Raw genomic sequence first — 18,890 nt, 5'->3', positions numbered from 1 at the left:
GAAGCCCCGTGAGGGGCGGGTTCACTGCTTGGCTTCCGGCGGCGGCTCTCGTGAGCCCCGTTCTCGGCGGCCTTGCGGTGAGTCCAACTCTAGGCGGTTGGATCTTGCGCTGTCAACCTGTGACTTGCGCTTGCCTGTCGCCTTGCTGCCTGCCTTGCGGCTTGCGTCATTGGCGACATGGAGAACATTAGTCACAGGTTCACTGCATGTCCAATCGTGCAGGTCAGGGCCTGTTTCCCTGCCCTCTCGATGCCCGATTCCCGCCCTGCCTGTCCAGCCACAGGGAAGAGCGCGCGCGTTCCTCAGCACCGCGTGTCGCGCGCGTACACGTGCGCAGCGGCGGCCGGGTGGGGTGGGGGGTGACCCCCGGTACGATCGCGCGCGGACCGCCCTGTCATAGCAGCTCGGATTGCGCCACGGTTCCAAGGTCGATCAAGACCTCCCGCGCTCCACGGCGCGCAGGCGTCAGCGCAGGTCAGCGGCGGCGCAGAGCCTGTTCGCGGCGGCCCTGGGGCTGCACAGGAATGCGTGCCGGCAGGGCCACCGCGGAGTCGTGGTCACCCCTGGACGCGCAGCGCCTCCCGCACCTTGTCCAGGCCGACAGCGCCGACGAGGCGCGCGGTGCCGACCCGGTACCTGCCGCCTACTGCGATGACGTCCACGGGGTACGTGCCGGCCTCGGCCCTGCGCAGCCCTTCCGAAGGGTTCAGGTCGAGCAGCTCCGACGCCTGGTCGAGGCTGACGCTCGGGGGCAGCTCGTAGTCGGGGGCCTGGCCGTTCGCGTCGCCTCGCACGGTCAGGACGAGGTCGTCCATCGGGTCCATCGCGGCGCGGACGGTGGGGCGCTCATCGCTCGTCATGAGCTCAGGCTAGCGGCGCCGCCGGGGCACCGCCCTGCCAAGTACGTATGTACGTAAGGCGTCTTCGCCAAGGGGCGGCCTTTCGGCCGCCGCTGTGGCTTGTCGTCTTCGGGTGTCCGCCCTCCGGGCGGCTCTGCTGTTCGCCGTTGCGTTTGAGCGCCCTGTCGGGCGCCTCTGCTTCTTCGCCGCCGCTGCCTCACGTACGTGTGAGCACGATCACGTGCTTGCGCGTTTCCGAAAGCAAGATCGTTTAGCGACTTATAAGTGTAAGTACGTAAGTCGCGAGGCTTGAGCCCCTGTCGGGGCTCGCCTGATGAAGACGAAGTACGTACTTACGTAAGTGCAGGCTTGGCCCCAAATGGGGCCACCTGGTGAAGACGAAGTACGTACTTACGTACTTCGCAGGATGAGGCTCTGCTATTCCTAATTGGAAGGGCTCCAGCAGGCGTGACCGCCTTCCGCCTGACTGGCCCAGGATTCGTCTTCGTGTTCTTCGGCGTGACGGTTATCGCTGCACAGAGCGGGACCAGTACGGAGAACGTTGCAGCGAGCCCGCTACAGATATCGATCACATTCTTCCTGGTGACGACCATCGAGAAGTCAACCTCAGAGCACTCTGCGGGTGGCATCACCAGGTCAAGTCTTCCCGCGAGGGTGCGGCGGCGCAGGCTGCTGCTCGTCGTCGGCATTCAAAGAGATTTCGCAGGACGGAGGCTCACCCCGGCCTGATTGCTTAGGAGGTGAGCCATGCCCGGACCCGTACCCAATCGCGAGTCGGATCTCGCTCGCCCCCGTGAGCGCAAGGGCGGCGACGTGCAGTCGGTGACGCGCGGCGTTGCCCGGCCCACGAAGGTGCCGAACGGCGACCGCTCATGGCACCCGATCGCTAAGCGGCTGTGGGACTCACTGAAGGAGTCCGGGCAGGCCGATTACTACCAGGCGAGTGACTGGGCCTTGGCCTACTCGCTGTGCGAAGACCTCTCCTACTACAAGCAGGCCGGCAAGCGGTCCGGCCAGATGCTCCAGACCATCTACTCGGCCTTCGAGCGGCTGCTCGTCGCGGAGGGCGACCGGCGCCGGGTCCGCATCGAGCTGCACGAGCCCGAGCCCGAGGAGCAGTCCGCGGCTGTCCTGGCTATCGCCGACTACCGGAAGGAGCTGGGGCTCGCCGAGTGAGGTGAGCCGCCCTCCGGGCGGCCCGACTTCGAGAGGGGGTGAGTCCCATTCCAGCCCTTACAGCAGAAGAGATTGACGCCCTTGAGCCGTCCTTCCTCGGCCCCACGTGGCAGAAAGCCGCGGACGGGGCCTGGCTGCTGCCTGAGCGAACGCTCGGATGGCAAGTGGCCGGCTGGTGCGCTGAATACCTGCGCGCCGAGGACGGCGGGCCCTGGCGTTTCACTCGCGAGCAGTTGCGGTGGACGCTTTGGTGGTACGCGGTCGACGAGCACGGCCGCTTCGTTTACCGAAAAGGTGTCCTTCAGCGCCTGAAGGGCTGGGGTTGAATGGCAAAGATCCCCTCCTTGCCGTCATCAGCCTCGTCGAATTCGTGGGCCCCTCGCGCTTCTCGCATTGGGATGAGAGCGGGCAGCCGGTAGGAGTTCCGCACGCGCAGGCGTGGGTTCAGGTGGCCGCGGTCAGCCGTGACCAGACCAGAAACACGATGACCTTGATGCCGAGCCTCATGAGCGACAGGTTCATTGAGACGTACGGAATCAAGGCGGGCGCCGAGCTGATACGTGCTAACGGTGGCAGGCAGCGGCTTGAGGCGGTGACAAGTAGTTATCGCGCCCTGGAAGGGGCGCGGTCCTTAGCGGTCTACGTTTGTTGTTCTGAACGAATCCCATCACTGGGTTCTCGGCAATAACGGCGACAAAATGTACGCCACCATTGATGGTAATGCCACCAAACGCGACAGCCGTTACCTCGCGATCACTAATGCTTATTTGCCCGGCGAGGATTCCGTCGCGGAGAAGATGCGCGAGGCGTACGAGAAGATCCTCGAAGGCCGCGCTGCGGACGTCGGCTTCATGTACGACAGCATCGAGGCCCATCCGTCGACTCCGCTGACGCCCGAGGCGATCCGGATCGTCCTGCCGAAAATCCGCGGGGACGCCACCTGGCTGCGGGTCGAGACGATCCTCCAGTCCATCCTGGACACCACCATCGCGCCGTCGCGCTCGCGCCGGATGTGGCTGAATCAGATCGTCGCAAGCGAGGACGCCCTCTTCGGCCCGGCCGAGTGGGATGTCCTGCGGGACGAGTCGAAGGTTCTCCAGCCCGGTGACGAGGTCGTACTCGGCTTCGACGGCGGCCTCCGCGACGACAGCACTTGTCTGCTGGCACTCCGCGTCAGCGACATGCACGCCGTCATCCTGGGCCTGTGGGAGAAGCCCGACGGCCCGGCCGGCAAGGACTGGGAGGTCCCCCGCGAGCAGGTCGACTCGGCCGTGCACGAAGCCTTCGCCGCCTTCAACGTGCTGGGCTTCTACGCCGACGTGGCGCTGTGGGAGAGTCGCATCTCCGAGTGGTCCGCCACGTACGGCGAGGGCCTGGCCGTACGGGCACCGGGCAAGGACGCGATCGGCTGGGACATGAGGACCAGCCTGAAGGCGTCGACCATGGCGAACGAACGCCTGATGAGGTCGATCCTCGACCGGAAGGTCAGCCACGACGGCGATCGGAAGCTGCGCCGGCATGTGCTGAATACCAGGCGCAGGACGAACAACTTCGGCGTCTCGTTCGGTAAGGAGAGCCGCGAGTCCCCGAAGAAGGTGGACGCGTACGCCGCGCTGATGCTGGCGCATGAGGCTCTCTTCGATCTCCGGGCTCGCGGCCGGAAGGTGCGCAAGCGCACTGGTCGCGGCTATTTCCTTTAACCACGCTGTTAACCTGTAACTAAGGGCGGTGATCCATGGCCGACCCTTCCCCGCTGTCGCTCGCGCGACAGCTCCTGGCCATCCTCGACCGGGACGGCGACCGGCTGCGGCACATCGACGCCTACCTCCACGGACAGCACGCCGACCCCTACATGCCGCCCCAGGCCGACGACGAATACCGGCTCCTCGCGCGCCGGTCGGTGTCGAACTGGATGCCCTTGCTCGTCGGGACGCCCGCTCAGGCCCTGTACGTGGATGGGCACCGGCCCGGCACGGGCACCGAGACACCGGCCGCGCCGGACTCCGCCACCCCGGAGTGGGAGCACTGGCAGCGCTCCCGCCTCGACGCCCGCCAGGCGGCCGTCTACCGGGGCGCGTTGGCGTACGGCCATGCCTTCACCGTCACGGAAAAGAACCGTGCGGGTGCCATCGTCACGAAGGGCCTGTCGGCCCTGAAGACGAGCGCCCTCTTCGAAGACCCGGCGAACGACGACACCCCCTTCGCGGCCTTGACTGTGACGGCCTGGCCGCAGGACGACCAGCCGGGCTCCGCCCGGCTGTGGGCCGCCCGGCGCGAGTACGCGGTGAGCTTCCGCTCGCTGAGCGACGAGAAGTCGGTGCGCGTGCAGGGCGGCCGGCCGCACGGGGCCATGGAGTGCCCCGTGACGCGCTTCGCGGCGTACGTCGACCTGGAGGGCCGGACGCTCGGCGTCATCGAGCCGATGATCGCCCTGCAAGACCGGATCAATCAAACCGTCTTTGATCTCTTGCTTGCGCAAAGCTACGGCAGCACGAAGGTCAGGACCGTCACCGGCATGGCCCCGCCTATCCAGCGCGACCCCGAGACGGGTGAGCCGGTGCTCGACGAGCTGGGCAACCCGATTCCGCTGCGGATCAACCACAACAGCAGGCGTTTTCTCTTCGCCGAAGACCCCGACGTTCGCTTCGGATCGCTCGACGAAACCCCTCTCGGGGGGTTCATCGAGTCGATCGACATGAGCATCCGGCACCTCAGCGCGCTTGCGCAGGTGCCACCGCATCATTTGCTTGGACAGATCGCAAACCTGTCAGCGGAGGCCCTCCAGGCGGCGGAGGTGGCCCTGAGCCGCAAGATCGCCGAGTTCCGGACGAGCTTCGGCGAGAGCTGGGAGAGGGTCTTCCGGCTGGCCGCCGAGCTGACCGGCAACGCCTCCTCCTCCGAGGACTACCGGGGCGAGGTCATCTGGCGCGACATGGAGTCGCGCAGCCTGGGCCAGGCCGCGGATGCGCTCGGCAAGCTGCGCCAGCAGCTCGGCATTCCCGAGCGCGGCCTGTGGCGGCGTGTTCCCGGTGTTACCCAGACCGAGCTTGAGGACTGGGAGCAGATGCGCGAGGACGACGACTCCGTGGCCCAGCTCGCGGGCGCGCTCACCCGGGCGACGCCCGAGGAGGCGACGCCGGTCGAGAAGGCGGCGGCGTGACGCGCCCCGCCAAGCAGGCCGAGACGGACGAGGTGGCGGCGGCTTTCCATGTCGCACTGTCGCAGATCGGCGTGCAGACGACGGCTGAGGCGCTGGCCCTGTGGGCGGATGTGCCGGCCGATCTTCGGGCCGCCACCGCTGGTGGCTGGCTGCGGCGGGCGATCTCGCTCGTCATGGGCCGCAGGCGGCAAGCCCGCGATCTGGCCCGCGCCTACTACCGGCTCGCCCGCGCGCTCCAGACGGGCACGACCGTCGCCGACCCCTACCATCCGGAGCCGGAGCACGTCACGCTCGGCGATCTCCGCCGCGAGTTCGCCGCGCTGGCCGGCACCTACAGCCCTCCCACCTCTTCGCGTGCGGACGAGGCCGCGACCGGCGAGTCCGGGGAAGCCTCGGATGCGCGCGGGGAAGATCCACAGCCTGTGGAGGAGGACGCCCCGGCAACCCCGGAGAAGGACGAGCACCAGGAGCTCGACGACGGCGACGACGACTGGGAGAAGATCCTCGTCGAGGAGCTGACGGGGCTTCGGGAAGAAGAGGAGCGCATCGAGCGCGCGGCCGAAGAGGAGCTGCGCACAGTGCTCGACGCCCTGGGCACGCAGAACCTCAACCGGCGCTTGTCCGAGGTCGACGACCGACAGTCGGCGAAGGACGCCGACGCCGCCCGCGCGGAGGCGCACCGGCAGGCGGGCGCCCGGCAGGCAGCCGCGGCCTCGCGGATCGCGATGAACGGCGGCCGTTCAACGAACTGGCGGCACATGCGCCGCGACCGGCGAGCCCTTGGGTACGTGCGGCTGTCGCGCACCGGTACCCCGTGCGGCTGGTGCGCCATGCTGATCAGCCGGGGTCCGGTCTACAAGTCCCGCAAGTCCGCCATCTTCGACGACGGCGACCGCTACCACGACAACTGTCACTGCTACGCGGCCCCGATCTGGAATCGGGACCAGTACCAGTCGAGCGAGCTGACCGCGCTGTCGCGCGAGTACGAGGCCCTGTGGCCGGAGGTCACCAAGGGCCACACCGGCAAGGACGCGATCACCGTGTGGCGCCGGTTCATCCGCCAGAAGCAACGAGCCGCAGCCCAGGAGGCGCGGCGTTCCACGAGCACGACCCCGGAGGCGTGAAGTGTCTGACGAGAAGCCCCACGACGAGGCCGCGCCCCGCGACGAGCAGCCCCCGGCCGAGCAGCCGGCATCCGCCCCCTCGGGCGAGCCGTCCGGCGAAGACGCGCTGCCGGAGTGGGCGCGCAAGGAGCTGGCCAAGGTTCGCGGCGAAGCCGCGAACTACCGCACCCGGCTGCGGGATGCCGAGACCAAGCTCGGCGAGGCGAAGAGCCCCGACGAGTTCGAGGCCGCGCTCACCGAGCTGAAGGCGCACAACGCCGAGCTGGAGCGGAACCTCGTGCGGGCCTCTGTCGCCCGCAAGTACGAGCTGCCCGACGACCTCGCGGACGCGCTTCGCGGCGAGGACGAAGCCGCCCTCACGGCGCACGCGAAGGTGTTGGCGAAGTACATCCCCGCCCCCACCCCTCAGTCACTGGGCGGTGGCCTGACGCCGGATGACGGCGAAGACGGAGAGATGGACCCGCGCAAGCTCGCGCGGCTCTCCCGCCGCTTTTAGCCGCTTGCAGAAACGTCCCTTCTCACCCCCGAGTCGATAGCCGACCGGGGGTTTTTCATGCCCCCGGAGGTAGCACCACTTGCCCACCGTTCAGCATCAGGTCGTAAAGCCTCAGAAGCTGGTCAATACGGCCGTGGGAATGCTTGAGCAGGAGCTCATCATTCCCAATCTCTTCACCAAGCAGGGCGTCGATCAGTTCAAGGGCGCCGAGAACGACACCATCAGCATGAAGGTGGAAGGCATTCTGCCTTTCCATGACTACGCATGGCGTAACGACCGCTCCTCGCCGATTCAGTTCGACGAGTACAGCGAGCGGACCATCGCCGTTTCCTTCGGCGGCAACGTGTATTCCGCCGTCAAGCTGACCGACGAGCAGTACGACTTCGACATCGACGGCTGGGCCAAGCTGCTCCGGCCGCAGTCCAAGGCCATCGCCCGAGGTCTCCAGCGGCGCGCGGTCAAGCTCCTGACCAGCCAGAACTACAACGTGACCATCGGCAACGCGGCCAAGAACCTGCGCTCCGCGCTCATCGAAGCGCGCCGGGTTCTCAACGCTTTCCACGCTCCGCGCGAGGGCCGCTACCTGCTGGTCGGCACGGAATTCGAGTCGGCTCTCCTGACCGATCCCGCCCTGAATCTGGCTCAGAACGTGGGCGATTCGGAGGCGGAGACGGCGCTTCGCACCGCGAGCATCGGCGAGCGCTTCGGATTCCGGATCATCGTCGACCAGACGATCCCGGCGGACGCCGCTTACGCATTCGCGAAGTCCGGCTTCATCTTCCTCTCCGGCGCCCCCTCGGTCCCGCAGTCCGTTCCCTACGGTGCGACCACCAGTTTCGAGTCCATCGCCCTGCGCTGGGTGCGCGACTACGACTCGCTCTACATGCAGGACCGAAGCGTGGTCAACACCTACGCCGGGTTCCGCAGCGTGCCTGACATTCTCGTCGGCTGGGATGAGGCGAAGGAGAAGGAAGTCATCTCCACGCAGGAGCACTTCGTGCGCGGTATCCGGCTGACGCTCGACGGCAAGTCGGACTACCCCGAGGTGGGTTCCGAGCTGGCGACCATCACCGGCGTCTCCGCCGCGAAGGTCTTCACCCCGACCGGCCCGGCGGCCGAGACCGACCCGGCCAACGCCTGATGTGCCCTGGCGGCCGTGTGAACCTGTGACAGCAGGGTGCACGGCCGCCGGGCCCTTCCCGGAAGGAGGGCACTTTGGCGTACGCCACCCTCGACGACCTCAAGGGCCGCCTGGACTGGGACCTGGACGCCGACGAGCTGCGCATCGCAGCCGGGGCGCTCGAAGACGCCTCCACGCTCGCCGCGGCCTACGGTCGCGACTGGCCAGAAGACCGCGCGCCGCAGCTCGTGCGCACGCTGGTCCTCAAGGCGGCGGCCCGGTACATGAGCAACCCCAGCGGATACACGCAGAGCCGGGCCGGGGACGAGACGCTCGCGTGGGCCGACCTTGGCCACGACGCGGGCACCGTCCACTTCACCACCGAGGAGAAGCGGCTCCTGGAAGGGCTGGCCGGCACCCGGCCCGGCCTGACCAGCGTGATCGTCAGCTCCTGGGACTCGCACATCCGGCCCGGCGTCGGCGGCCTGGTCCCCGTCGACTACGGCGGCGACCGCTTCCCGCTGTTCTCCGACGACCGGGGGCCGTGGTGAGCGTGCAGCGCAGGCGCGGCCAGACGGCCCGAGTCTGGAAGACCGTCGAGGTCACCGACTCGCGCGGCAACGCCGTGACCATGGCGGACCCCAACGGCCCGGTCGAGGTCCGGGCCGCGTTCATCCCCCAGCGCTCGGCCCGCGCCGAGGTCCCCGGCCAGCAGCAGATCAACGTGACGAGGATGATCGTGGACGCCCACCTCGACGGCGTCTCCCTGTGGTCTCGCGTGGAGTACGCGGGCCGCCAGTGGGACATCGTCAGTCCGCCCGCCTACCACCACGGCGACAGGCGCACCCGGCACTGGTCCATCGACATCCGGGAGCGGCCCTGATGGCGACGGTCTATCAGAGCGTCAACGGTCGGAAGATCGAAAAGTTCATCGCCGTGAACGAGGGCGTTCAGGCGGAACTGACCGCCCGCGCCTTTGAGATCGCCGTGCGTGCCGAGGAGATTCTCGTGCAGCACCGCGCGGACGGTCACGCCGAAATCGACATCGAGGCGGGCGACAACAACCGGTACGTCATCCTCTCCGACGATCGCGGTCAGAAGGCTGCCCTGTCCATCGAGTACGGCCGTCAGGAATCCATCGTCGTCCGCGAGGACAAGCACGGCCGGAAGTACCTGGACACGATCCCGGAGATGGACGGTCTTTACATCCTCGCCACCGCCTCGAATTTGCCGAAAAAGCGGAAGGGCAAGGTGAAGCTCGAATAGTGGCCAGCATACCCGATCACATCAAAGCCCTCGCCGAACTCTCCCCCGTTGAAGACCTCTTGCTTGCCATTCTGCGCAAGGGCCTGCCGGGCGTCCGCGTGAAGTCCCTCATCGACCGACACGAGCGATTCCCGCTGGTCCTGGTACGCCGCGACCCGACCTTCGGGCAGTGGGCGGCCGATACCCGTTTCACGGACGCGGCGCGCGTCACCGTGAACTGCTTCGCCGCCGACCCGGACGGCGACTCCGACGCCGCGATCCTCTCCGAGGCCGTGCGCGTGGTCCTGCGGGACTCCTGGCTCAACCATGAAGTCGTCCCAGGTCGGGGCCACATCACGCGCGTCGACATGAACTCCTCGCCGCGCCGGGCGAGCGACTGGCAGAGCGCGACGGGCCCCGTGCAGTACGCGGACCTGCCGACCGGCGTGTGGCGCTACGAGTCGGTGTACGACATCCAGATCCGCAAGCCGCGGACGCGCCCTTTCCCCCTCCCGTAGTCCATCCCGCACGCACCCCAATACGCCTATGACGGTTTGGGGTTTCTGGCGTGCGCGAATTAGGAGAACCGTTCCTCTTTGGCGCTCAACGACAACGCAACCCTCGTCGTTGGCAATGGCAATTACCTGACCGCCCCGGTCGGCACCGCCATGCCCGACGACCTTCTCGTGCCCGTCTCCCCCTGGCAGAACGTTGGCCACACCTCGCTTGAGGATGTCTTCGGCATTACCTCCGAGGGCGGCGAGGCGACCACGATCGGCACGCTTCAGAACAAGAGCCTTCGCACCAAGTATTCGGCGCGGACGGAGTCCATCACCTTCACCCTGAACCAGTTCGATACGGCTGCACTGCGGCTGTACTTCGGCGCGAACGCGCCGCTTCTTCCCGACGGTTCGGTTGGTGTGCCGGCCGACCCGCAGCCGACTCAGGCCGCATTCCTCGCGATTTTCATCGATGGTGAATCGCACTTCGCCGTCTACGCCCCGAAGGCGGAGATCTACCGAGCCGACGATATGGCGATCGGCGACACCGAATCGCTCGCGGGCCTCCCTCTGGGCGTCAAGCCCATGGTGTTCGGCAACAACACGTGGACCTACGCCGTGACTCCGCTCGGCGGCACTGTCGCCACGGGCGCTTCGGCCGGCACGCCGGGCTCCTTCACCCCGACGGGCGCCGTCGCCCCCGCCGACCTCGCCGCGCTCGGCTCGGTGATCGCCACGCCCACCGCGAAGTGGACGACCGGCCAGTACGTGGGCCTCGGCGACTCCTCGAAGGCGTTCTGGGACGGCTCCAAGTGGGTCGCCGGCACGGCCGCCTGACCTCCCCTTTTCGTCCCGGCGCGAGTGCGCGGACCCGCTCGCGCCGGGCCTTCTCCCCTGGTCCGCCTTCTTCCACCCACACAACGGAGGTCCGCACCCCCATGGCTTCTTTCTCCCTCGACGACATCCGCGCCGCAGCCGAGGCCCGGTACGGCTCGACCGACATCGAGCTGGGCGACGAAACGATCCGCCTGCTCAACCCTCTGCGCCTGCCGAAGGCGACGCGCACCAAGCTCTCGCAGCTCCAGGACAGCATGGGCGGCGACGACGCCGACCAGGAGGAGCTGCTCTCCGAGGCGATCCGGCTGGTGGCCGAACACCCGAAGGCGGCCGACAAGCTGCTGACGGCCGTCGCTGGTGATCTCGCCGTGCTGGCCGAGATCTTCGACCGGTACGGCCGGGGCACTCAGGCGGGGGAAGCCTCGGCCTCTGCCGCCTGATCGACCAGTACGGCGAGGGCCTGTACGCGGACCTGCTCTTTTACTACGGCGTTGATCTCGCCGACGTGATCGCAGGCCGCGGGCCCTCGCCCGCGCTCGTCCTCGCGCTCGTGCAGAGGCTGCCCGACACCTCCTTGACCGTCGCCCTCGCGTCGGGCGGCCGGGAGCACTTCGGCTGGGGCCGGGACCGGCACCTGGCGGCCGATCTCTTCGATGCGATCAACAGCAACACGCGGGCCACGGGCCAGTGGGGCAAGGGCAAGGCCCCGAAGATCCCGCCGTTCCCCCGCCCGCAGGCCAAGGCGAAGACGGCCGGCAAGCGGCCCGCCACGGTGGCCGAGCTCTACCAGCACTTCTCTCGGAGGTAGCCCTTGTCAGCGGGCCAGATCATCGGCCGTGTCTCCATCAAGGTCTCCCCCGATACCAAGGACTTCCGGCGGGATGCGGAGCGGCAGCTCGACCGCATCGAGCAGCAGCTCGACAAGCTCCAGGTGTCGACGACGATCGACATGAGCGGTGCCTCGCGCGAGTTCGTCGAGGAGCTCCGGAAGATCAACAAGCGGAACAAGCAGAGCGACGCTCGCAAGATCCGCTTCTACACGACCATCTCGACGGACGGCATGGCCACCGCCGTCCGCAACGCCGCCCGTGAGCTCCAGCAGCGCGCCAACGCCCAGAAGGTCGACTTCAAGGTCGACGACCTGAAGGCCACGGGCAAGGTCGAGCTGGAGCTCGACCAGGACTCCGCCGAGCGCGTCAAGCACAAGCTCAAGGACTGGGCCGACGACCTCAGCCCGCTGAAGATCAAGGTCGAGCTGGACATCGCCAACGGCGCCGGGGCGGCGATGTCCGCCCGGCTCCAGGTGCTGACCCGTCCGCGTACGGTGCCGATCGTCCCCGAGCTGGACAACGCAGCCGTGGCCAAGGTCGGCACCGCGCTCGCCGCCCTGTCGGGCGCCCGCGTGCTCAGCAACGTCTTCGAGGATCTCGGCAACATGATCCGAAACCTCGACAAGTCCGTTCCGGTCATCGGCTCCCTGGCGCTGGCGGTTGCCGGCCTTGCCGGGTGGGGCCTGTCGGCGGCCTCGAATCTGGCCGCCCTGTCCTCGTCGCTGGCACAGATCGGCCTCGCGGCTGCGGCGATGCCCGCGCTGTTCACGGGCATCGGCATCGGCCTCGGCATCACGGTCATGGCCTTCAAAGACATGAAGAAGGTCCTGCCGGACGTCTCCGCCGAGTTCAGCAAGATGCACAAGCAGGTCAGCGCCGACTTCTGGCAGCAGGCCGCGCAGCCCATCCGCGACCTGGCGATGACCTTCCTGCCGCACCTGGCCGACTCCGCATCCCAGGTCGGCAAGTTCTGGGGCTCGCTGGCGACCGAGCTGAACAAGCCGTTCAAGACGGCGCTCGACCCCATGTTCGCCAACCTGAGCCGGTCGATCGCCATCGCCACGGGCGGCACCAAGGACTTCGCCGGGATCATCACCTCGCTCGGCCTGACCGGCTCGCAGTACCTGCCGCAGCTCGCGCAGTGGTTCGTGAACCTGTCCGCGCGGTTCAACGCCTTCCTCGGGCAGGCTTCCGCGGACGGCCGCCTCAAGGGGTGGATCGACAAGGGCATCCAGAACTTCAAGGATCTGGGCTCGGTCATCTACAACCTGGGCGGCATCTTCGCCGGTATCTCCCGTGCGGCCGAGCAGGCGGGCGGCTCCTCGCTGGGGATGATGGCCGACACCCTCGAACAGATCCACAAGACCGTGGACAGCGAGGGCTTCCAGACCGGCCTGATCAACGTCTTCACCGGCGCCCACACGGCGATGAACGCCATCGCCACCCAGTCCGGCCCGGCGGTGAAACGTTTCTTCACCGAGCTCGGCCAGCTCTTCGCAGAGCTTTTGCCGCAGGTCGGCGAGATCATCGGCACCGCCCTGGACGCGGTCGCCTCGGCACTGGCGCAGCCCGCCGTGATCGACGGCGTCAAGTCGATGTTCAACGGCATCCAGACGGCCGTTCAGACCCTTGCCCCGGCGATGGCCCCCCTCGGCCAGGCGCTCGGCGCGCTCATGACGGTGGTCGGCGCCTTCGCCGCGATGCTCGGCCCGCTCATCGCAGCCGCCCTCGTCCCACTGGCGAACGCGTTCACCGCGCTCGCGCCGTCGATCACGCCGATCATCCAGCTCCTCGGCGGCGCGCTGACTCAGGCGATCCAGGCCATCGCGCCCGTCCTGACGCAGCTCGTCCCCGTGATCGGCCAGGCGCTGAGCGGCGCCTTTCAGTCGCTGAGCGGCATCCTGCCGACCATCGCGCAGGCGTTCGGCCAGATCATCACGGCGCTCGCGCCGGTCATCGCGCAGCTCGTGAGCGCGCTGGCCCCGATCCTGCCGATCATCGCGCAGCTCTTCGCGCAGATCTTCACCGCGCTCGCGCCGCTGGTCTCGACTCTGGCGTCCGCGCTGGCGCCGATCCTGCCGGTACTGTCGGCGGCCCTTCAGCAGGTGCTCACGGCGCTCCAGCCGATCATCGCCACCGCGCTCCAGATCATCACGGCGGTCATCCAGCCGCTCCTGCCGATGCTGAGCGAGGTCATCCAGGCGGTTCTTCCGCCACTGGCTGACGCGATTCAGCGCCTGCTCGAAGCGCTCCAGCCGGTGTTCGACGCCCTGCTCAAGGTCGTCAACATCTTGATGCCCGTCCTGGTGCCGGTCATCCAGTTCATCGTCGAGCTGCTGGCCAACACCCTGGTCGACGCGGTCAACGGTGTCGCGCTCGTCTTCGAGGGCCTCGTCGAGATCGTCACGGGCGTCTGGGACACCATCGTCGGCGTCCTGAAGATCGCCTGGGGCCTGATCGAGGGACTGTTCACCGGCAACTTCAGCACGCTGAAGGAGGGCTGGTCGCAGTTCTGGTCCGGCATCTGGAGCTTCGTCAAGGGCATCTGGGACACGATCCTCGGCGCCTTCGAGACGTTCCTGAGCATCGGCATCCTCGGCGCGGCCGGCAAGGGCTTGAAGGCCATCGGTGCCGCGTTCAAGTCCGGCTGGCAGGCCGTCAAGGGATTCGGCGAGGCGGCGTGGAACGCCATCAGGTCGGGCTTCAGCTCCTTCGGTTCCTTCCTCGCCGGGCTGGGCCGCTCGATGATGTCCGGTCTCAGCAGCCTGTTCTCGGCGGGATGGTCGGCGATCAAGGACGTGGCCTCTCGGGCGATGTCCGCTCTCGGCCGCGCCATCTCGACCGGCATCACCGAGACGATCGGCTTCGTCAAGGAGCTGCCCGGCAAGGCCCGGGACGCCCTGAGCAACCTCGGCTCCACGCTGGTGGACGCCGGTAAGTCACTGATCCGCGGCCTCATCAACGGCATCAAGTCGATGTTCGGCGCGGTCAAGGACAAGCTCGGCGAGCTGACCAGCAAGCTCACGGATTGGAAGGGACCGGCGCCCAAGGACGCCGTCCTGCTGTACGACGCCGGGAAGCTGATCATCAAGGGCCTGATCAAGGGCCTTGAGTCGGAGTACGACAACGTCAAGCGGTCACTGACCGACCTCACGGCGAAGATCCCGAAGAACGCGTCCCAGGGCCTGAAGGACCGGATCAACCGGGACCGCACCCAGCTCCTGAAGCTCGCAGCGTCCTGGGACGCGGGGTCGAAGCGGCTGGAGGCGGCCCGCGACAAGCTCGACAAGCTGCGCGAGCAGGCCAAGGACTACGCGGGCCGGGTGGCGGAGCGGATCATCGCCACGGGCGACGTGACGAAGGCGAAGGACTCCTCCTTCACCGGGATCGTCACCGACCTCAAGCAGGCCGTCGATCAGGCACGCCGCTTCGCCAAGGCGCTCGCGGTGCTGAAGGCCAAGGGGCTCTCCCAGACGGCGATCGACCAGATCGCAAGCGCGGGTCCGGACGCGGGGCTGGCTGCGGCCGAGTCGATCGCGGCGGCCGGCAAGGACGGCATCGACCAGATCAACAAGCTCCAGGACGAGCTGGCCACGTACGCGGGCCAGGCCGGGAAGACCGCCTCGGACGCCATGTACGCCAACGGCATCGCCGTGGCCGAGGGCATCGTCAAGGGCCTGGAGGCCAACCAGAAGGCGATCGAGAAGCAGATGCTCAAGATCGCCGACGGCATGGTGGCCGCGATCAAGAAAGCCCTCGGCATCCACTCGCCCAGCAGGGTCTTCGCCCAGCTCGGCGGCTTCGTCGGCCAGGGCTTCGCCAAGGGCATCGAGGGCGAGGCCGGCCGGGTCGCGAAGGCGGTCGACGCGATCACCGCCCGGCCCAGCGCCACCGACTACGCCAGCGCCGCCCGGTCGGCGTCGGCCGCCGTCACGAGCGGTCTCGGCCCTGCCGGAAGCGGCGGGGTGACGAAGGTTCTCAACTACTACGCAGCGGCGGGCAGTTCGCTCAGCTCCCAGGAGGAGCTGTTCGCAGCGACCCACCGCGCACGAATGGTGGGGTGGTGAGTGAGTGACTGCACTCCTGTTGGAGACCGAGCGTGATGCGCTCAACCTCAACGGGGTGGCAGCCGACGGATTCGGATACCAGGCCACGGCCGGGGCAACCGGCTTCGGCCTGCCGTCCGTGAACGCAAGCTGGCTGGAGGGAGCCGGGGACGGCTCCCGCTTCCGTGGACAACGAGTTCTGTCCCGCGAGATCGACATGCCCCTCGACATCGTCGGCCGGAACCGGGCACACCTGCGCTCGCTGATCTCGCGCCTGGCGCGGGCCCTCGCGCAGGAGTGCTCGCTCGTCCTGGTCGACGACGACGGGGTGCGCTGGTCGACCCCCGTCTACCGCACGGGTGGCGGCGAGATCGAACTCGCCTCGACGAACGACGTGCAGACCACGATCTCGTTCCGCGCCCCCGACCCGTACTTCACGGCGAGCACCGTCTCGACGCAGCGGGTCGGGGGCGACCCCGGCACGACGCCGTTCCTGTCGTCCCTGGTGTCGATGCCCCTCGCGGCGTCGCAGGCCATCGGCGAGATCCAGCTCGACAACACCGGCGACGTGCCGGCCTACCCCGTGTGGGAGGTGTACGGGCCCGGCCGCGATCTCACCGTGACCTCGCCGACTGGCGAGACGCTGCGCTGGACCGGCTCCCTGTCGTCCACGGAGAAGCTGATCGTGGACACCCGCAACGGCACCGTGAAGGACGGCAAGGGGGCGAATCGTTACAGCTTGCTCGACACGGCGCCTCGGTTCTGGACCGTGCCTCCGGGTGTGTCGACTGCGACCGTCCGCCTCCTGGACACCACCGCGGCTTCCCGGATCGTCTGCTCCTGGCGACCGCGCCGATGGATGGTGATCTGATTGAAGCTCACGGATCTCACCGTCGAAGTGCGGGACCGCGCGCTGAGGCGAGTCGGGCTGATCCGGCCCGAGGATCTCTCGCTGGAGCTGGAGGACAAGTTCAACAACGTCGGCTCCTGGAAGGCGACGTTGCCCAGCGAGCACCCGCTCGCCGACACGCTGCGCCTGCCCGGCGCCGGGCTGATCATCACTGGCCCGGGGGATGTGCTGATGTCCGGGCCGGTCACCAGCTCCGAGTACGCGGCCAGCCCGGAGGACCGCTTCGGCAGCATCGTGTTCGAGGGCGTCTCGGATTCGGTGATCCTCCTCGACATGCTGGCCTGGCCCGAGCCGTCGAACCCCGACGTGACCACGCAGAAGACCGGGCACGACGAGCGCACTGGCCCCGCCGAGTCCCTGATGCACGCGTACGTCAACGCCAACTGCGGGCCCGGCGCTCCTGCGGCGCGGCGCCGCGCGGGGCTGGTCATGGGCCCGAATGGCGCCCGAGGGCCGGTCATCTCCAAGTCCGCCCGCTTCCCCACCCTGGGCGAGCTGCTGACCGGCATCGCGGCCGTGGCCGACCTGGGCTTCCGGATCGTGCAGCGCGGCAACCAGCTCGCCTTCGAAACGACCCAGGTCGCCGACCGCTCGCGCGAGGTCCGGCTCGACGTACTGGCCGGCACGCTCGCCGGACAGCGCGTCTCGCTCTCCACCCCAGGCGCGACCCGCGTCATCGTCGCGGGCCAAGGCGAGCAGGAAGCCCGCACGTTTCTCCCCGTCGACAACGCCGCCTCCGTGGAGGCCGAAGGCGACTGGGGACGGCGCATCGAGAAGTTCGTCGACCAGCGCAACACCAACGACGCCGCCGAGCTCAAGCAGGCGGGCGACGAGCTGCTGGCCGACGAGGGCTTCACCAAGACAGCCGTCCAGGCCGTGCCCGTCGAGGACTCATCCATGGAGCTCGGCGTCGACTGGGGCCTCGGTGACCGGGTGTGCGTCGTCGCGGGCGGCCAGGAGCTAACGGCCCCCGTCACCGGCCTGATCCTCAAGGCGGGCGAACAGGGCTTCCAGGTTGGAGCAGTGCTCGGCGACCCGGCGGGTTTCGACCCGAGGGCGGCGTCCGCCCAGCGTTCGCAGAGCACCGAGCGCCGCGTTTCCGCGCTGGAGCGCACTGCTGAGGGCGGGGCCGATCCCGCCGGTCAAGTCATGAGTCTGATGGGAGTTTTCTAGCAGTGGCGCACACGCCCAAAGCCTTCTTCCGGGCGGCCCTGCCGACCGGCCTGACCACCGTCTACACCGTGCCGGCCTCCGGCGTCGCGGTCGTCACCAACATCGTCGCCACCAACCCGTCCTCCAGTACGGCCGCGAGCGTCACCGTCCGCCTCGGCGGTGTGTCGCTCCTGTCCGGTGTCGGCATCGCCCCCAGCGGCGTCCTCACTCTCGACATCCGGCAGGTACTGACCTCCGGGGACACCATCGAAGTCCAGGGCACCGGCACACAGGCACACACGCACATCAGCGGCGTGGAGGTGGTCTGATGAGCCTCGCCGTCTGGCCCGCCCCCCAGGACAAGGGCGTCGTCGGCCCCACCGGAGCGCCCGGCGCCCAGGGCCCGAAGGGCGACACCGGCCCGCCGGGGGCGAAGGGCGACACCGGAGCAACCGGGCCGACCGGCCCCACGGGACCGCAGGGCCCCAGGGGCGACACCGGCCCGGCCGGGCCCACGGGACCGCAAGGACTCAAGGGCGACACCGGAGCTACCGGGGCCACCGGGCCCCAGGGGGCAACTGGGCCGCAGGGCCCGACAGGTGCGGCGGGTGTCGTCCAGTCCGTGTGCGGCATCAGCGCCGCCTCCATCACGCTCACCGCGGCCAACGTCGGCGCCGTGGATGCGGCCGAGAAGGGCGCCGCGAACGGCGTGGCCCCGCTCAACTCGTTCGGCAACGTGCCCACCGCGAACCTTCCCGACCTCGGCACGACGTACGTCAAGGTCTCCACGCGGGGCGCGGCGAGCGGCGTCGCGACGCTGGACTCCTCCGGCCGCGTGCCGGCCGCCCAGCTCCCCGAGACCCTGCCGAACGTGTGGGGGCCCGACGACCACGGGCTCGTTGCGTGGGCCTTCGACCCGGCGGTGGCCAACTCGACGGGGCTCTATCCCGGCTCCGGGCCGATCCGCGTCACGGCCGTACGGCTGCGCCAGTCCGCGCAGGTGAGCCGGATCGTGTGGCACGCCACCGGCTACGCGGGCGGCCTGACCTCCGGCTCGTGGGCGGCGATCTACGACGCGAGCGGCAATCGCGTCGGGACGACGGGGGACATGTCGACGGCGACGTACGAACCGGCGGAGGTGCACACCGGGGGCGGCGCGGCCATCAGCTCGCCCCTGACCTCTGCCGTCACGCTGGCCGCCGGGACGTATTACGTCGCCTGGCGGATGCAATACAACACGACGACGGGCGATGGCCCCATGCTCCTCGCGGCCGAGTCGAGCGCGGGCGCCCCGCCGAACTTCTTCGGCCTCAACTCGCTGAAGAGGTTCGGCTACTACGCCTCCGGGGGCACGACCGCCCCGACCTCCATTGCCGTCGCTTCCATGCTCAACGGGGCCAACAGGTTCTGGGCGGCCCTCGCGTGACGAAAGGC

Annotated in this window: 19 protein-coding genes; 18 read left to right on the top strand and 1 reads right to left on the bottom strand. The window is 68.5% G+C overall.

The features are described from left to right. Positions 1 to 557 precede the first annotated feature (557 nt). Positions 558 to 860 (bottom strand): hypothetical protein, encoded by a 303-nt coding sequence (locus tag PS271_RS18735; RefSeq protein WP_398383141.1) that lies wholly within the window; start codon positions 858 to 860, stop codon positions 558 to 560. Positions 861 to 1,607: 747 nt separating this feature from the next. On the opposite strand from PS271_RS18735, the gene PS271_RS18730 reads away from it, so the two are divergent. The 18 genes from PS271_RS18730 to PS271_RS18645 all read left to right on the top strand — a co-directional run bounded on the left by PS271_RS18730 (position 1,608) and on the right by PS271_RS18645 (position 18,882). Continuing rightward, positions 1,608 to 2,036, top strand: coding sequence for a phage terminase small subunit (locus PS271_RS18730; protein ID WP_398383140.1), 429 nt, complete (start codon positions 1,608 to 1,610; stop codon positions 2,034 to 2,036). A 767-nt stretch (positions 2,037 to 2,803) separates the two neighbouring features. Further along, the gene (locus PS271_RS18725; protein ID WP_398383138.1) at positions 2,804 to 3,736 is read left to right on the top strand and encodes a terminase large subunit domain-containing protein; all 933 of its coding nucleotides are present in this window, start codon (positions 2,804 to 2,806) and stop codon (positions 3,734 to 3,736) included. 35 nt (positions 3,737 to 3,771) lie between these two features. Beyond that, on the top strand, positions 3,772 to 5,196 hold the full coding sequence (locus tag PS271_RS18720) for a phage portal protein (protein ID WP_398383137.1): 1,425 nt from the start codon (positions 3,772 to 3,774) through the stop codon (positions 5,194 to 5,196). After that, on the top strand, positions 5,193 to 6,320 hold the full coding sequence (locus PS271_RS18715; RefSeq protein ID WP_398383135.1) for a VG15 protein: 1,128 nt from the start codon (positions 5,193 to 5,195) through the stop codon (positions 6,318 to 6,320). Before PS271_RS18720 ends, PS271_RS18715 begins: the two co-directional genes overlap by 4 nt. 1 nt (position 6,321) lies before the next feature. Continuing rightward, complete coding sequence (locus PS271_RS18710) at positions 6,322 to 6,816, top strand: hypothetical protein (RefSeq protein ID WP_398383134.1); 495 nt, start codon at positions 6,322 to 6,324, stop codon at positions 6,814 to 6,816. A 79-nt stretch (positions 6,817 to 6,895) separates the two neighbouring features. Next, positions 6,896 to 7,957, top strand: a complete 1,062-nt coding sequence (locus tag PS271_RS18705) for a phage major capsid protein (RefSeq protein ID WP_398383133.1) — start codon at positions 6,896 to 6,898, stop codon at positions 7,955 to 7,957. Between the two features lie 74 nt (positions 7,958 to 8,031). After that, complete coding sequence (locus tag PS271_RS18700; RefSeq protein ID WP_398383132.1) at positions 8,032 to 8,487, top strand: hypothetical protein; 456 nt, start codon at positions 8,032 to 8,034, stop codon at positions 8,485 to 8,487. After that, the gene (locus tag PS271_RS18695) at positions 8,481 to 8,819 is read left to right on the top strand and encodes a head-tail adaptor protein (RefSeq protein ID WP_398383131.1); all 339 of its coding nucleotides are present in this window, start codon (positions 8,481 to 8,483) and stop codon (positions 8,817 to 8,819) included. Before PS271_RS18700 ends, PS271_RS18695 begins: the two co-directional genes overlap by 7 nt. Next, positions 8,819 to 9,202 (top strand): DUF5403 family protein, encoded by a 384-nt coding sequence (locus PS271_RS18690; RefSeq protein WP_398383130.1) that lies wholly within the window; start codon positions 8,819 to 8,821, stop codon positions 9,200 to 9,202. The genes PS271_RS18695 and PS271_RS18690 overlap by 1 nt, the downstream gene beginning before the upstream one ends. After that, positions 9,202 to 9,699: a phage tail termination protein gene (locus tag PS271_RS18685; protein ID WP_398383128.1), complete on the top strand. Its 498-nt coding sequence runs from the start codon at positions 9,202 to 9,204 to the stop codon at positions 9,697 to 9,699. Before PS271_RS18690 ends, PS271_RS18685 begins: the two co-directional genes overlap by 1 nt. 78 nt (positions 9,700 to 9,777) lie before the next feature. Then, positions 9,778 to 10,518: a phage tail tube protein gene (locus PS271_RS18680; RefSeq protein ID WP_398383127.1), complete on the top strand. Its 741-nt coding sequence runs from the start codon at positions 9,778 to 9,780 to the stop codon at positions 10,516 to 10,518. A 101-nt stretch (positions 10,519 to 10,619) separates the two neighbouring features. Beyond that, a complete protein-coding gene (locus PS271_RS18675; protein ID WP_398383125.1) occupies positions 10,620 to 10,958 on the top strand; it encodes a phage tail assembly protein in 339 nt (112 codons plus the stop codon). 65 nt (positions 10,959 to 11,023) lie between these two features. After that, the gene (locus tag PS271_RS18670; RefSeq protein WP_398383124.1) at positions 11,024 to 11,326 is read left to right on the top strand and encodes a hypothetical protein; all 303 of its coding nucleotides are present in this window, start codon (positions 11,024 to 11,026) and stop codon (positions 11,324 to 11,326) included. A gap of 3 nt (positions 11,327 to 11,329) precedes the next feature. Continuing rightward, positions 11,330 to 15,415, top strand: a complete 4,086-nt coding sequence (locus PS271_RS18665) for a phage tail protein (RefSeq protein ID WP_398383123.1) — start codon at positions 11,330 to 11,332, stop codon at positions 15,413 to 15,415. A gap of 4 nt (positions 15,416 to 15,419) precedes the next feature. Continuing rightward, the gene (locus tag PS271_RS18660; protein WP_398383122.1) at positions 15,420 to 16,265 is read left to right on the top strand and encodes a phage distal tail protein; all 846 of its coding nucleotides are present in this window, start codon (positions 15,420 to 15,422) and stop codon (positions 16,263 to 16,265) included. Then, complete coding sequence (locus PS271_RS18655) at positions 16,266 to 17,477, top strand: siphovirus ReqiPepy6 Gp37-like family protein (protein WP_398383121.1); 1,212 nt, start codon at positions 16,266 to 16,268, stop codon at positions 17,475 to 17,477. A 2-nt stretch (positions 17,478 to 17,479) separates the two neighbouring features. Next, positions 17,480 to 17,785 (top strand): hypothetical protein, encoded by a 306-nt coding sequence (locus PS271_RS18650; RefSeq protein ID WP_398383119.1) that lies wholly within the window; start codon positions 17,480 to 17,482, stop codon positions 17,783 to 17,785. Beyond that, complete coding sequence (locus tag PS271_RS18645) at positions 17,785 to 18,882, top strand: hypothetical protein (protein ID WP_398383118.1); 1,098 nt, start codon at positions 17,785 to 17,787, stop codon at positions 18,880 to 18,882. Before PS271_RS18650 ends, PS271_RS18645 begins: the two co-directional genes overlap by 1 nt. The last annotated feature ends 8 nt before the right edge of the window (positions 18,883 to 18,890 follow it).

The organism is Streptomyces sp. SCA2-17, assembly GCF_044336695.1.
This window is presented reverse-complemented; position numbering and strand designations above follow the sequence as displayed.